Source organism: Sporosarcina sp. P12(2017) (assembly GCF_002743035.1).
In the GTDB taxonomy this organism is placed as follows: Bacteria; Bacillota; Bacilli; order Bacillales_A; family Planococcaceae; genus Sporosarcina; species Sporosarcina ureae.
This window is the reverse complement of sequence record NZ_PDYL01000008.1, coordinates 137,892-151,562: the sequence shown is the minus strand read 5'-3', so window position 1 is coordinate 151,562 and position 13,671 is coordinate 137,892. Positions and strand designations below refer to the sequence as shown.

Annotated in this window: 16 protein-coding genes; 6 read left to right on the top strand and 10 right to left on the bottom strand. The window is 43.9% G+C overall.

Annotated features, from left to right (window positions below):
- Positions 1–90: 90 nt before the first annotated feature.
- Both CSV80_RS08510 and CSV80_RS08505 read right to left on the bottom strand, forming a co-directional pair.
- Positions 91–1,308 carry a multidrug effflux MFS transporter gene (locus CSV80_RS08510; RefSeq protein ID WP_099670473.1) on the bottom strand — a complete coding sequence of 406 codons (1,218 nt, stop codon included), beginning with the start codon at positions 1,306–1,308 and terminating at the stop codon, positions 91–93.
- Between the two features lie 71 nt (positions 1,309–1,379).
- Positions 1,380–2,570, bottom strand: coding sequence for a chromate transporter (locus CSV80_RS08505; protein WP_099670472.1), 1,191 nt, complete (start codon positions 2,568–2,570; stop codon positions 1,380–1,382).
- A gap of 223 nt (positions 2,571–2,793) precedes the next feature.
- On the opposite strand from CSV80_RS08505, the gene CSV80_RS08500 reads away from it, so the two are divergent.
- The 3 genes from CSV80_RS08500 to CSV80_RS08490 all read left to right on the top strand — a co-directional run bounded on the left by CSV80_RS08500 (position 2,794) and on the right by CSV80_RS08490 (position 4,819).
- Positions 2,794–3,414 (top strand): DUF47 domain-containing protein, encoded by a 621-nt coding sequence (locus tag CSV80_RS08500; RefSeq protein WP_099670471.1) that lies wholly within the window; start codon positions 2,794–2,796, stop codon positions 3,412–3,414.
- A 13-nt stretch (positions 3,415–3,427) separates the two neighbouring features.
- The gene (locus CSV80_RS08495; protein ID WP_099670470.1) at positions 3,428–4,426 is read left to right on the top strand and encodes an inorganic phosphate transporter; all 999 of its coding nucleotides are present in this window, start codon (positions 3,428–3,430) and stop codon (positions 4,424–4,426) included.
- A gap of 192 nt (positions 4,427–4,618) precedes the next feature.
- On the top strand, positions 4,619–4,819 hold the full coding sequence (locus tag CSV80_RS08490; RefSeq protein WP_009766462.1) for a cold-shock protein: 201 nt from the start codon (positions 4,619–4,621) through the stop codon (positions 4,817–4,819).
- Between the two features lie 397 nt (positions 4,820–5,216).
- Here the strand turns inward: CSV80_RS08490 and CSV80_RS17500 are convergent, their stop codons facing one another.
- Genes CSV80_RS17500 through CSV80_RS18005 form a run of 3 tightly spaced genes read right to left on the bottom strand, consistent with a single transcriptional unit; the run spans position 5,217 to position 6,025 of the window.
- Complete coding sequence (locus CSV80_RS17500) at positions 5,217–5,384, bottom strand: hypothetical protein (RefSeq protein ID WP_157129966.1); 168 nt, start codon at positions 5,382–5,384, stop codon at positions 5,217–5,219.
- A 21-nt stretch (positions 5,385–5,405) separates the two neighbouring features.
- Positions 5,406–5,867, bottom strand: coding sequence for a hypothetical protein (locus CSV80_RS08485; protein ID WP_099670469.1), 462 nt, complete (start codon positions 5,865–5,867; stop codon positions 5,406–5,408).
- A gap of 32 nt (positions 5,868–5,899) precedes the next feature.
- On the bottom strand, positions 5,900–6,025 hold the full coding sequence (locus tag CSV80_RS18005) for a hypothetical protein (protein WP_255407643.1): 126 nt from the start codon (positions 6,023–6,025) through the stop codon (positions 5,900–5,902).
- Between the two features lie 119 nt (positions 6,026–6,144).
- On the opposite strand from CSV80_RS18005, the gene CSV80_RS08480 reads away from it, so the two are divergent.
- The 3 genes from CSV80_RS08480 to CSV80_RS08470 all read left to right on the top strand — a co-directional run bounded on the left by CSV80_RS08480 (position 6,145) and on the right by CSV80_RS08470 (position 8,095).
- Entirely contained in the window at positions 6,145–7,272 is a 1,128-nt protein-coding gene (locus CSV80_RS08480; RefSeq protein ID WP_099670468.1) for a CAP domain-containing protein, read from the top strand.
- Between the two features lie 98 nt (positions 7,273–7,370).
- On the top strand, positions 7,371–7,820 hold the full coding sequence (locus tag CSV80_RS08475) for a hypothetical protein (RefSeq protein WP_029053911.1): 450 nt from the start codon (positions 7,371–7,373) through the stop codon (positions 7,818–7,820).
- Complete coding sequence (locus CSV80_RS08470; RefSeq protein ID WP_099670467.1) at positions 7,805–8,095, top strand: DUF2653 family protein; 291 nt, start codon at positions 7,805–7,807, stop codon at positions 8,093–8,095. The genes CSV80_RS08475 and CSV80_RS08470 overlap by 16 nt, the downstream gene beginning before the upstream one ends.
- A gap of 681 nt (positions 8,096–8,776) precedes the next feature.
- Here the strand turns inward: CSV80_RS08470 and CSV80_RS08465 are convergent.
- From CSV80_RS08465 to CSV80_RS08445, 5 genes are all read right to left on the bottom strand, one after another.
- Positions 8,777–9,373, bottom strand: coding sequence for a superoxide dismutase family protein (locus CSV80_RS08465; protein WP_199083951.1), 597 nt, complete (start codon positions 9,371–9,373; stop codon positions 8,777–8,779).
- 422 nt (positions 9,374–9,795) lie between these two features.
- A complete protein-coding gene (locus CSV80_RS08460) occupies positions 9,796–10,185 on the bottom strand; it encodes an ectoine synthase (RefSeq protein ID WP_099670465.1) in 390 nt (129 codons plus the stop codon).
- A 15-nt stretch (positions 10,186–10,200) separates the two neighbouring features.
- A complete protein-coding gene (ectB, locus tag CSV80_RS08455) occupies positions 10,201–11,481 on the bottom strand; it encodes a diaminobutyrate--2-oxoglutarate transaminase (protein ID WP_099670464.1) in 1,281 nt (426 codons plus the stop codon).
- A 67-nt stretch (positions 11,482–11,548) separates the two neighbouring features.
- Entirely contained in the window at positions 11,549–12,073 is a 525-nt protein-coding gene (gene ectA, locus CSV80_RS08450; protein WP_233201551.1) for a diaminobutyrate acetyltransferase, read from the bottom strand.
- Positions 12,074–12,679: 606 nt separating this feature from the next.
- Positions 12,680–13,360 (bottom strand): phosphoribosylaminoimidazolesuccinocarboxamide synthase, encoded by a 681-nt coding sequence (locus tag CSV80_RS08445; protein ID WP_099670463.1) that lies wholly within the window; start codon positions 13,358–13,360, stop codon positions 12,680–12,682.
- Positions 13,361–13,671 lie beyond the last annotated feature (311 nt).

Genomic DNA, 13,671 nt, shown 5'->3' with positions numbered 1-13,671 from the left:
TGTGAGCGAAGCGAGCGGTGTGGTTCACCGCCCGCCCTCCGGAAAGCGTCCCCTCCGAAGCACCAATCCCTACCCCAACAGCCTCTTCACTCAAACCTCTTGCATACGAAACGCCTTCCGAACCACTGTAAAGAAAATCACCAAAGCACCCGTACTGCATGTCAATACTATAATACTAAGCGGCCAAGCCGAGCTGTCTCCCGCTAGTCCTACTAGCGGCGAAACCGTTGCACCGCCGATGAATGGCATCAGCCCGAGAAACGCCGCTGCACTTCCTGCTGACTTGCCCTGACTCTGCATCGCAAGCGAAAACGACGCTGGCGACACCAAACCAACGCTCGACACCATAAAGAACAACGCCGTCGCAATTACGGCAAGCGGCCATTCATTCCAGACAGTCAATAGAAGTAAAATACTAGCCGCGAATGAAAGCAACACGCCTGCGCGCAAGAACTTCACCTCGTGAATTCTACCCGAAAGTCGACCTGTCAATTGCGCTGCCGTGATAATCCCGACACCGTTCAGCGCGAAGAACAAGGAAAACTGTTGCGCCGTGACACCATAAATATTTTGTAAAACGAACGGAGATCCCGCAATGTACGCGAACATGCTCGACATGATCAAGCCTTGCGTCAACGCGATACCTATGAACCACTTATCTTTCAGTAGACCACTAAACGTCTTGACGACCGCAAGCATTCCGCTCTCTGCACGTTCTTCAACCGGCAACGTATCCGGCAAGAAAAATGCCGTTGATAAAAACATCAACAAACCGATGATTCCGAGTAATAAGAACACCGCTGGCCACGAAGCAAAGTTCAGCACGACACCACCTACAATTGGTGAAAGAATCGGTGCTGCTCCACTGACGATCGACAGCATCGCCATGAATTTAGTTAATTCATTTCCTACATATAAGTCACGTGCGCAAGCTCTCGCGATCACAATTCCCGCAGCCCCTGTCATACCTTGAACGAAACGTAATGCAACAAAAATCCAGATGTTCGGACTAAACGCACATAAGACGGAAGCGATTGCATACACGCTGAGTGTAATGACGAGCGGTTTGCGTCTGCCGTAAATATCACTTAACGGTCCGAAAATGAGCTGACCTGCGCCTAAGCCGATTAAACAGGCCGTCAGACTTAATTGAACTAGTGACGTCGAAGCGTTTAAATCCTCCGCCACAATAGGCAATCCCGGCAAATACATATCCATCGATAGTGGGCCGAATGCTGACAGCGAGCCGAGCAATACTACGAGCCAAACTGTCGGCATGGGAATCTTTTTTTGTAATGAAGTATTCATATGTACATAACCCTTTTCTTCTATAGAATTCATTCAGTATAGCAAAAAAGCAGCCGCATTGGGTTATCTATCTACCATATGGACAATATAGTTCCGCCTAACGCACCGACTAGCACGACGATCCACGGAGGCATCTTCCAAAAGGTTAGCATGCTGAATAAAATTGCCGCTAATGCGAAGTCTTCTGCCCGCAAAATCGAGCTTGTCCAAATTGGATTATATAATGCCGAGAGTAAAATTCCGATGACCGCGGCATTGACTCCCATGACTGCTCCTCTGATTTTCGGATGATTGCGTAAAACGTCCCAAAAAGGCAGAGCTCCGACGATCAATAGAAAGGCAGGCAAGAAAATTGCAACCGTCGCGAATAACCCGCCTTGCCAACCGTTCATCACGGCTCCTAGATAGGCAGCGAACGTAAACAATGGTCCTGGAACTGCTTGCGTAGCACCGTAACCCGCTAGGAATGACTCATTTCCAATCCACCCCACTGGTACCAATTCCTGTTCCAATAAAGGCAAGACGACGTGTCCTCCACCGAATACGAGCGCACCCGACCGATAAAAACTATCGAATACGGCAATCCAGTAAGACCCCGTCAGTTCCCGAAGCAACGGTAACATACCGAGCAAAGTGAAAAACAGTGTGAAACAAATGATTCCCATTTTCTTCGATACGAGGAATTTGGACGAAACACCATCTGACGTGTCATGAACCTTGAATAGCCATAAGCCCACGAGTCCCGCTAGTATAATTACACCGACTTGCGTAAAAGCCGCTTGCCATAAAAGTGTAACGACGAGCGCTAGTAATGCGATGGCTTTTCGCTTAACATCCGGTGTCAAATTCTTCGACATCCCTACTATCGCATGTGCAACAATCGCCACAGCCACGATCTTCAACCCATGCAACCAACCTGCTTCACTAATATCTGAACCAGCTAGAAGCGTGGCAAACAAGATCAACGCCACTACGGACGGCATTGTGAAACCTAGAAAGGAAACTAGCCCACCGACTACCCCTGCACGCGCCACGCCGATTCCAATACCTACCTGACTGCTTGCCGGACCTGGAAGGAATTGCGCCAACGCTACTAAATCCGCATACCCTTTTTCATCCATCCACTTACGTTTTCGTACATACTCTTCATGGAAGTAACCTAAATGCGCAGTTGGTCCGCCAAATGAGGTCAGTCCTAGTTTAAGAGATACGATAAATAGTTCTACTAGTCTCTTTACAGAAGAAGCCGTATTATTCTTCATTTTGATCTCCTTTCATCTTATGTAATACTTTACTGCCGATCATCTCATGTCTACATTAATTTTCAATGGATTTAGTAGAATTTAACGATAACTTAACAATAGATGGACAAACAAAGGACTAATTGAAATTCTGCTCAAATTCTACACCGTTCGCTATCTTTTTTCGCACAGTTTTTGTATGATGTAATCACTATCGATGTCAACAATAGATGGAGGAATTGAGATGCTAGGTCCACGTAAACCCGATCCGTTTTTCACAGCTTTATTGGACATCGCAAAGCATGTGCAGGAATCTATGCACTATGCGAATAATTTTAAAGTCGATTCTGTCTCAGATCTGAAAGATGTCAGCATTCGAATGAAGGAATATGAAACAGCTGGTGACACGTTAATTCATGAATTAATCACAAAACTAAATACCTCGTTCATGACGCCGATCGAACGGGAAGATATTTTGAATATCGCGATTGCAATGGATGATATCCTCGATGGCATGGAGCATTTTCTGGCTAACCTGGAGATGTTCTCTCTCATTAAAATCGATGAATACATGCAGAAGTTCATAGTCAACATTATGAAAAGTACCGATGAAATCGTTTTGGCAATGGAATTGCTGACGAAGAAAAAGCTAGTGGAAATGCGTACGCATGCTGTGCAGATTAAAGAGTACGAACGGATTTGCGACGAAGTGTTGCGAACTTCCATTAAGCAAATGTTCATTCGCGAAAAAGATCCAATCCGCATCATTCAATTGAAAGATCTGTATGAACTGCTTGAAGATACCGCAGATTTTTGTCAAGACGTGGCAAATAATATCGAAACCATCATTATGCGCAACGCGTAAGGAGTCCTAACCGATGGATACGATTCTCATACTCACCATTCTCGTCGTGGTATTTGCCTTGGCGTTCGACTTCATCAACGGTTTCCACGATACAGCCAACGCGATCGCTACTTCGGTATCGACACGCGCACTGAAACCTCGAACTGCAATTATGCTCGCCGCCACGATGAACTTCGTCGGTGCACTGACATTCACGGGCGTCGCAAAAACCATTACAAAAGATATTGTCGATCCATTTTTATTAGAAAATGGTTCTCTCGTTATTTTGGCAGCACTCGTTTCCGCGATCATCTGGAACTTGGTCACGTGGTATTTCGGAATCCCTTCCAGCTCTTCGCATGCATTGATCGGATCTATTGCCGGCTCAGCGATTGCGGCAGCGGGATTTGGCATTCTGAATTATAGCGGCTTCATTAAAATCATTCAGGCATTGTTGCTATCTCCTATCATTGCATTGGTCGGTGGATTTATTGTCATGACCATATTACGTACGGTATTAAAGAATCGTAATTTATTTAAAGCCAATCGTCGTATCCGCTACATGCAAATCGGCACGGCTGCGATTCAATCGTTCACACATGGTACGAATGACGCGCAAAAGGCGATGGGGATTATTACGATGGCCTTGATAGCAGCAGAATTACAGACAACCGATGATATTCAGCTATGGGTACGGATTGCGGCGGCTACTGCGATGGGAATTGGTACGTCGATCGGCGGTTATAAGATAATTAAAACCGTCGGCGGCAAGATAATGAAGATCCGACCGATTCACGGGATTGCATCAGATTTAAACTCCGCAGTCATTATTTTCGGTGCTACCCTTCTTCATTTACCTGTCAGCACGACACACGTAATCTCATCTTCTATTATGGGTGTTGGTTCAGCGCAGCGCTTGAAAGGTGTGAAATGGGGAGTCGCACAGAAGATTGTTTTGACGTGGATTATCACGATGCCGATCTCCGCTTTAATGGCTGCAGTCGTCTATAAAATATTCGCACTTTTCCTATAACAGCTGGAAAATCCAAGGCGTTCTTCCATTGAACTAATCTTTCCACTTGCTATGTCTGCCTTTTTTTGTTATGATAAAGAAGAATTATTTTTGTTCGACGTTGGTCTACGATTTTATCTCGACCGTTTTTTAGAAATTGAGCAAGGATAGTAATACAAGGTGTACACGAGTGTGCACGAGGAGGAAACAAACATGGAACAAGGTAAAGTAAAATGGTTTAACGCAGAAAAAGGTTATGGCTTCATCGAACGTGAAGATGGCGACGACGTATTCGTACACTTCTCAGCTATCCAAGGTGATGGCTTCAAAACTCTTGAAGAAGGTCAAGACGTGTCTTTCGAAATCGAACAAGGACAACGCGGACTTCAAGCAACTAACGTTACTAAAAACTAATTTGCCTATACAAACCACTTCCTTTTAGGAAGTGGTTTTTTTGTGCATTTCTTTCCATATTTCTGTAACACTTCGCTATAGTTCATTGTTCTGATCAGCATAGAAATGACAATAACTATTTTCAATCATAGAATGAAGAGGAATGACGTTTCGGGAAGTTGATAACCCAATAATATTAAATGAAACTAGTTGGTAACAGCCTATATTGTTCGAATAACTAGAAATATAGTGCGATGAAATGAACATGAAGCCTCTAGAGATTCCCTCCGTGTTGTCTGGAATACTTGAGCGGCTTTTTGAGGTTTGGTTTGGCGCGGTTGCGACTTCGCCCTGCACTCCATGACGCCACACGAAAAAACTGCCGGGAATAGTACATCCCCGGCAGCCACTCTTACTATTATTGCCAGCCAAACGTACCGATTTCGGTATACGACTGGTTGTCCATTGATTGATGATTTTTTTGTGTAGGATTATTTTTGAAAGTAGCCTGAACCATTAACACGACGCCCACTACCGCCACAATTAACACCACGACCAGCCAAATGGCAACTGTTTTACCTTTCATTCGATATCACCTCTGTAGCTGTTATTTCGTTTTGACGGAAAAGCCTTCTTCTTTCAAATAACTTGCCGCCTCTTGATAATCTCCAAAGCCCTCTTCCAAGTTTACTTCATGATAAATATTAAAGAAGCCATCTTCTTCGAGAAGTGTCAGCATCTGACCATTGGAATTCTGCCACGTCTCGGCGATAGTTGCAGGTTCCTCGACTTCTGTCGCCAACCCTTCAATTGCCGCACGGATCACTGCACGGAATTCATCCGCAGAATATTCGCGTACATTGACTAGACCGCGGTCATCCGCTTCATAGCCTTCAACGTCTGCCACGTAGACAAATGCATTACCGTTCGGGTGCAAATGCTGCACGACCACCGTTTTATCGTACAAAGACTCTTCATAATGATAGTTCAAGCGCTTCATAGACACTTCTTTCTTCACTAACTCCGGGAACTCTTCTATAATCTGTTGTTTCTCTTCAAATGTTAACATATTTATTCCTTCTTTCTAATGAAATTCGATCCTCATCTTGTCCGCCATTCCGTAATGAGGACAAGCAATATAACGACTGCAAATGCAACTATATAAAACCAGGAAGGTACACTGCTCACACCACCGAACATGCCATCCACTCCTTCCAAACTTTCCATTCTTTTTTTAGTATACCCTTTTTCCCGCTACTATTGAGGATATTTTTCAACATTTCATAGTTCCTGCTGTATTGCCAAGGTACAAACAGAGTATAATGTAATGGAGGAGTGGGTTTCTTATGATAAAACGCCTGTTTCAGTTCCTCTTTCTCGCAGTACTACTCTACGCTTTCAAGCCCTTATGGGAAGGTCCTGTATCGCAATATGTGGACTTATCGTTTCTCGACCCGCTTGATGCCAAAGTAGAAACCGTGCTGAACGAGGAAGTAGTTGGATCTGCGCTTGACTATACAAAAGAATCGATTGTCGATTTAATTACATTCGTTTCCGATAAAGCCGTCGGAAGCAGTCCCCCAGAGGAAGTCGCCCAACCCGTGCTCGATACGCCGGCAACAGGCATTATTTCTATCCACAATATTGAAATTGGTACAACCGAAGCGCAAGTGAAGGAAAAGCTTGGTGACCCTATGCGGAAGTCCGTCAATGAATATGGTACGGAATGGTTGACGTTCCATGACAACTATCAGAACTTTGTCATGCTGTCATACGATATCAAACGTCGCGTCAATGCGATCTATACAAATGATCGTCTGATCGCTTCATCTATCGGCATCGAATACGGTGTGCCGAAATCGGAAGTACGTGAAGAGCTCGGTGAACCGATTTCTGAAATACGTAAAGGTACGAACATTTATAAGTTGCAAAACGATGAAGGCATGGACATCTTTCATTCGGATGGTCTCTATATGTATGTCTTTTATGATTTGCATAAAGAGAATACCGTAACTGCAGTACAATTGATTTCGGATTCGTTAGAGCAAAAAAAATCCGCGCTCTATGCTCCTCAAAACGATGCGATGCGCAAAGGCTTTGAGATGCAACTATTTGATTTGACGAACGCGGCAAGAGTTCGACACGGTCGTTCCATTTTAACATGGGATGAACTCGCATCTGAAACGGCACGTCTGCATAGTACCGATATGGCAGTGCAAGATTACTTCAGTCATGAAAACTTACAAGGCGAGTCCCCTTTCGACCGCATGAAAAAGCAAGGCGTCCAATTCGTCAGTGCCGGTGAAAATCTAGCTTACGGTCAATCTAGCAGTATTTTTGCGCATGAAGGGCTAATGAATTCGAAAGGCCACCGTGAAAACATATTAATCCGCGACTACCAGTTCCTTGGGATCGGTGTAGATTTTAACGACAAAGAACAGCCATTTTATACGGAAAACTTCTTCGCCAAATAAGGGAATTTCCTTTCATTACGGACAGTTATCCAGTAAAATAAAGAGAAGGACTTTGGTAGATCGAAGACCTTCATTACAGCATTAAAGGAGATTATCAATTGAAAAAATTTGCTGCATTTTTCTTGGCCGCGACGTTGATTTTGTCACCACTTGGAAACATCATCTTCCAAGATGAAATTACTGCCGAAGCACGTGGCTATAAGTCTGGTAAGAAGAGCTTCAGTACACCTAATCGTGTGCAACCGAATAAAGCTGAAAAGAAACAAGATACTAATCAAAGTAATGATAAAGCAACAGCAGGTAACACAGCGAAGAAGCCAGGCGGTATGGGTGGCGGCTTGATGAAAGGTCTATTGGTTGGTGGACTGGCGGGTCTATTATTCGGCAGCTTGTTTGCGAATATGGGTATGCTTGGATCCATTATGGGCTTGCTAATTAACGTGTTAGCGATTGTCTTCATCATTTACATGGTTCGGAAGATTTTCGCGATCTTCAAAGAGAAAGAGCGTAAACGCAATGAGGATATGAATCAATGGAACAACAGATAATCTACGAACAAGACGTAGTAAATGCAGTATGTGTATTGATTGCAAAAGAGTCACGTGCAATGCCAGACGACGTGGAAGTCGAACTTGCTTACGATGATGACACTGGGTTTTCAGCAGACGCCGAGCTTCATGGCAAGATGTACCACTTGGATACCTCCCGTCTCGTCGAAGCGCTTCGCCTTTGGATCGAGCAGTATCTCGATCAGGATCCGATGGCAGCAGGCATTCAGCTGAAGCTGGATGATGAAGAAGGGATTATCGCGATCGTTCGATAATCAACAGGACGCCCCTTTCCGGGAGGGCGTTCTTTTTTGTGTTCAATTTATTGAATTGGAGAGGCTAGGGTTGGGGTTGGGATTTGCGCTTCGGAGGGGACGCTTTCTGGAGGGTGGGCGGTGAACCACACCCCTTCGCTTCGCTCGCTGGGTGTTTCACCTGTCCCACTGATCCTCCCAGAGTCGCCCCTCCTACGCTCCAATTCCTTGCAATGCGAATGGGTGATACTTTTTGTCGTGCATTAAAGTAAGTGTTGTAATCCACTTTTGAACTTCTGCACTTGAATTAAAATAAGTTAAGACAAAACAATAATTCTCACATTACCTACAGTGAGTGATCTAAGTACCCGCACAATCAACGTAGGATGGAAGCGGAAGATGGCGGCGAAGTGCAAAGATGTGCTCCTACCGCTTCGCTTTTACTCGCAAAAGCCGTTCTTCGTTACGGCTCTTCCCGCAGGATCAGCTCGATCAGGTGAGACAACCAAAAGGAGCGCAGCGAACTGGTTGGCTCACCGCGAGCCCATGGGAAAGCGTCCGTCAACTGGAGCTTCCATCCCTTCGCACTTCCTAAGTAACTTACTCTTCCCAAGCACTTGCTCTAGAACTTGAACTTGAACAAATTCAAACACTACACAAAAAAAAGATGCCCCAAAACTCCGGGACATCCTACTTTATTTATTACTTCATTTTCTCAGATGTAATCTCTGCACAAGCAAATGGTGTTCCTGAATCGCCCGCTGGATCTGTGATGTTATCATCCGCACCTTCATGGATAATCAACGCGGATCCGTCTTCATCAAGTAATGAATTATCTTTTCCAGACTCAAGCGTAACCGCATCTGTCGTCACAGTAACTTTTGCGTTTCCATCTTCATCCGCCACAAGATTCTCCAAGTCCCCTGCATGGTGTCCTTCTGGATTTTCTAATCCGTGCTTTTTATCCGTTGGGTTGAAGTGACCGCCAGCAGACTCTTTAAAGTCCGGTGCTGTACAGACGCCCGTTTCATGGAAGTGCATACCATGTTCACCCGGCTCAAGGCCCGTTACGTCAACGTCCATCGCTACACCAGACGGTCCTTGCGTAAGCGTTACGGAACCGATTTCTTCCCCGTCAACATTCATGACTGGTGCCATTACTTCAGGTTCCGCTGTTCCCTCTTCTTCCACAACCGGATCACTGCTGCCGTTCACCGGTTCTTTTTCTTCATCCGCCGTGCCTCCACAAGCCGCCATCAGTAACGCTGAGCCCAATACGATACTCGGTAGTTTCCACATAATTAAATTCCTCCTTGTGTAAGTTATGTACATTGCAGTTCATTTCGGTTTTGATAATGAACCCATAGTGTGAGTGTACCCACTTTTATGGTTTTCTAACATGCCGCTGAAGTTTTAAGAGCGGATTTCAAGTTGAATAGAGCTGTTGTAGGGTTACATTGAGCGCTTTACGTCTGACTTTGAGTGGATGCAACGTCACATTGAGCGCTTTACGACTGACTTTGAGCGGATCAAGCATAACATTGAGCGCTTAACGCCTAACATAGAGCACGCAACCAGAAACTAAGAGCGGATACGCCACAAAATAGAGCGCTCAGCCAAATTAATGAGCGTCCACCTTCACCGCCCCTCTCCCAACAATAAAAAACACTCCAAGGAACCACCCTCAGAGCGTTCTCTAACCACAATACATTCCACAACACTCAATCTTCAATCAGCGGGTACACACCATTCTCATCGTGCGTCTCCGTCCCGACGACTGGCGGATTAAAGACGCAAATCAAGCGCATGTCATCTTTTCCACCGCGTAAATAGTGCTCGTCGTGTTCATTCAACGCATACATCGTGCCATCTTTGATTGGGTAGACTTTGCCGTCCGCGATCGTTTCGATTTCACCATCGCCCGCCACACAGTATACAGCTTCTAGGTGGTTTTGATAATGGATATGCGTTTCCGTTCCAGCGTAAATAATCGTTTCGTGGAACGAGAAGCCCATATTGTCTTTCTTCAGTAAGAAACGTCGGCTTGCCCACGTTTCTGCTTTCGTTTCATTTTCGCTACCAATAATTTCATCTACTGTACGTACTATCACTGAACATTCTCTCCCTTAGTTTTTTACGATTTCTTCAATCGCTTCTTCTAGAATATCGAATCCTTGATCAATACCTTTTTCATCTATAATCAATGAACCGAGGAATTTGACGACTTCGCCTTCAGGTCCAGACGTTTCAATGATCAAACCTTTTTCAAATGCTTTTGCACAGATTTTATCTGCATAGTCTTCCTTGCCTTCACCACAAACGATTCCTTGCATGAAGCCACGGCCACGAGTTGTAGCTTTCAACTGCGGATAGTCTTCGACGATGGTTTCCATCCGCTTCGTGATGAGCTTGGATTTTTCTTGTACCGATTTAGCGAATTCATCTGTTTCCCAGTACGATAAAGCTTCAGTCGCTGTTAAGATGGCCATGTTGTTACCGCGAAATGTTCCGTTATGCTCAGCTGGACCGAATGTATCGTATTCTGGTTTGATCAGCGTGAGTGCTAATGGTAATCCGTAGCCACCAATGGATTTTGACATGCAAATGATGTCAGGTTTAATGCCAGCTGGTTCAAAACTAAAGAATGTTCCAGTTCGACCGCAACCTGCTTGAACATCATCGACAATTAGTAAGATATCGTAATTTCTGCAGAGACGTTCTACTTCACGCAACCATTTAAAGCTTGCGGGATTAATGCCGCCTTCCCCTTGTACCGTTTCGAGAATCATAGCTGCTGGCAAATCTAAACCACTGCTGGCATTAGCTAAATATTTTTTGAGAAAGGTTAAGGATTGATCTTCTTCTAAAAACGTATCGAACGGCATAGACGTCGTATTGTTAAGCGGCACTCCGGCTCCACCGCGGTTGTATGCGTTGCCTGTTACAGACAATGCGCCAAGCGTCATGCCGTGGAAACCATTCGTAAAGCTTACAATATTTTGTCGTCCCGTTACTTTGCGGGCGATTTTCAGTGCACTTTCGACTGTATTCGTCCCAGTAGGACCAGGAAACATTACTTTATAGTCCATGTTTCTCGGTTGCAAGATCACTTCGTTAAATCGTTCAAGAAATTCTTTTCGAACCGTTGTGCCCATATCTAAACTATGTGAAATTCCATCATCTTGAATATATTCAATCAGCTTTTCTTTCATTTTTTCGTTGTTGTGGCCGTAGTTCAAAGCACCTGCGCCGGCAAAGAAATCGATATATTCTTTACCTTCCGTATCCCACATCTTATAGCCTTTTGCTTTGTTGAATACTGTTGGGAAACTTCTGCTGTAACTTCTCACTTGCGACTCGCGATTCTCGAATACTTCCATTACTTTCTGACTTTTTGTCAGTACCATGTGTAATTAATTCCTCCGTTAGATTCTGTATTTTTCCAGTGTCAAGTTGCGGCAATCGGCCAGTTTCTCAGAATGGTCCAATGCGGAACAGTTTTTCTGATTCGTGCCCGCCACCCGGGAATTGATCTTTCGTATAACCATCTGTGATCGTGCATTCCGTCCCTAAGTCACGTGCTAAGCCTTTAAATAGATTTGTTGACGGAATATTAGATGGCGTAACTGTTGTTTCTAGATACCGAATATTCCGACATGCATCACTTTGCAAAATCGTATGCAACATACGAGAAGCCAAACGCTTACCTCGTACAGATTCATCGACTGCCACTTGCCAGATAAACAAGGTATCTTGCGCTTTTGGTTGAATAAAGCCTGAAATGAAGCCGACAAGCTTTCCGTGATCTTCTACTACGATACTCGTGTCGCTGAATTGATCTGCCCACAGCAAATAACTGTAGGAGGAATTCAAATCGAGTATTTTCGTATCCTTAATGAGCTGCCAGATGAACTTTCCATCTTCTACAGTCGGAATACGAAATGAATACGGATCGTTCGGATCTAGCCCTGCAATCGAAACTTTGTGTTTAGTTTCCAAACAGTTTCTCCTCCAAGTTCTCTTACATGTAGTTTTACAAATTTTCATCATCTGAAATTCTCTAAGATGTGTGCTTCTTCATCCGAGAACACCATCTAACTGAAATACGTTCGTCGAATAGTCATCAATGTGAGGTTTTAAGGACCGAGCAAACACGCTCGGCAGATTCTTCTTATGAATCTAGCGGATATAGCAAGGGTACTTACGTAGAAAAGCCAAAATGGAGATTCGTGCTGGCTACTATGGGTGCTATCTTTCTGCCTTGCGGTATGAAGTGCAAAAAAGAGCGCCTTTACAAAAGCGGGGAGCTTTTGTTCATGGAAACAGCAGATATATTAAAGATTCGCTGATATGAAAGACACTTTCAATATCTTGAATTTACTACCATACGTATTCATCCAACCAACGTTCACACACTGGTGAAGAAGCAAACTATGTGTCTCCTCTGACACTGGTTGTAATTATAGGAAACTCTGAAAACGTTGTCAACAGTAAATATATCAATTTATTTATTTGATTAAAAAGTAAAGTACTGATAAGTCAGTCAGCGTATAGCCTAAGAGGGAATATAAAAAACCGGAAACAATTTTCGTTTCCGGTTGAATTTTATGAAAATAATATCTTTTCTAATTCCATTGGTGCAATATATGTATCCCCTTGATAAACACGCATATTACCACCTGAAATTTCATCAATCAACATGATGTTTCGCTCAGGATCGCGACCAAATTCCAATTTGATATCATATAGCTCTAACCCTTTTTCCGCCATCTCTGATCGAACGACTTCAGAAATTTGCTGAGTTAATTCTTTAAGCGTTGCGTATTCTTCATGCGTTAAAATATGAAGTTGCGCCAAAGCATCTTCTGAAATAGGTGGATCTTGACGTTCATCGTCTTTTAGCGTCACTTCCACGAAAGCATCCAATACTTGCCCTTCTTCAGCATACGCACCGAATCTGCGCAAGAAACTTCCGACCGCACGGTATCGACAAATCACTTCTAATCCTTTACCAAAGACCGTAGCAGGTTTCACCGTCATCGTCACTTCATCCAGATCAGCATTGATGTAATGTGTTGGTACGTTTTGCTCCTCCAATTTCTCGAAAAAGTATTTCGTCATGCGAAGTCCAGACTTCCCAGCACCATCAATCGTCAGGCCTACTGTGTTAGCACCTGGATCGAATACACCATCTTCCCCTGTTACATCATCCTTGAATTTCAATAGCACGTGGCCATCTTCCAAGCGGTAGACGTCTTTCGTTTTACCAGAATAGGTTAATTTCATCCGTACGATTCTCCTCTATTCATAAATGTGTACTACCTATTCAGTATAAAGCACTTTGACGAGAAGAAAAAGTATTGTTTGACGAAAGTTGATAGGCATCATGACAGATTTCACAAAATACTCTTATACTTAGGATCACACATACACTTTAAAGAGGAGGAAATGAATCATATACTTTCATACGGTTACCTTCTACCTTTAATTCGGAGCGCTTTTTGAAATACGTACTCTTCCATCAAGGCAAGTATTGAACCGGCTCTACAAGAAGCAAGCATCCTTTGAAACAATAAAATTATGGAAATCATTGTAAA

Coding starts and splice junctions, on each gene's coding strand:
- CSV80_RS08510 (WP_099670473.1), bottom strand. CDS start 1,308: ATGAATACTTCATTACAAAAAAAGATTCCCATGCCGACAGTTTGGCTC.
- CSV80_RS08505 (WP_099670472.1), bottom strand. CDS start 2,570: ATGAAGAATAATACGGCTTCTTCTGTAAAGAGACTAGTAGAACTATTT.
- CSV80_RS08500 (WP_099670471.1), top strand. CDS start 2,794: ATGCTAGGTCCACGTAAACCCGATCCGTTTTTCACAGCTTTATTGGAC.
- CSV80_RS08495 (WP_099670470.1), top strand. CDS start 3,428: ATGGATACGATTCTCATACTCACCATTCTCGTCGTGGTATTTGCCTTG.
- CSV80_RS08490 (WP_009766462.1), top strand. CDS start 4,619: ATGGAACAAGGTAAAGTAAAATGGTTTAACGCAGAAAAAGGTTATGGC.
- CSV80_RS17500 (WP_157129966.1), bottom strand. CDS start 5,384: ATGAAAGGTAAAACAGTTGCCATTTGGCTGGTCGTGGTGTTAATTGTG.
- CSV80_RS08485 (WP_099670469.1), bottom strand. CDS start 5,867: ATGTTAACATTTGAAGAGAAACAACAGATTATAGAAGAGTTCCCGGAG.
- CSV80_RS18005 (WP_255407643.1), bottom strand. CDS start 6,025: ATGGAAAGTTTGGAAGGAGTGGATGGCATGTTCGGTGGTGTGAGCAGT.
- CSV80_RS08480 (WP_099670468.1), top strand. CDS start 6,145: ATGATAAAACGCCTGTTTCAGTTCCTCTTTCTCGCAGTACTACTCTAC.
- CSV80_RS08470 (WP_099670467.1), top strand. CDS start 7,805: ATGGAACAACAGATAATCTACGAACAAGACGTAGTAAATGCAGTATGT.
- CSV80_RS08465 (WP_199083951.1), bottom strand. CDS start 9,373: ATGTGGAAACTACCGAGTATCGTATTGGGCTCAGCGTTACTGATGGCG.
- ectB (WP_099670464.1), bottom strand. CDS start 11,481: ATGGTACTGACAAAAAGTCAGAAAGTAATGGAAGTATTCGAGAATCGC.
- CSV80_RS08445 (WP_099670463.1), bottom strand. CDS start 13,360: ATGAAATTAACCTATTCTGGTAAAACGAAAGACGTCTACCGCTTGGAA.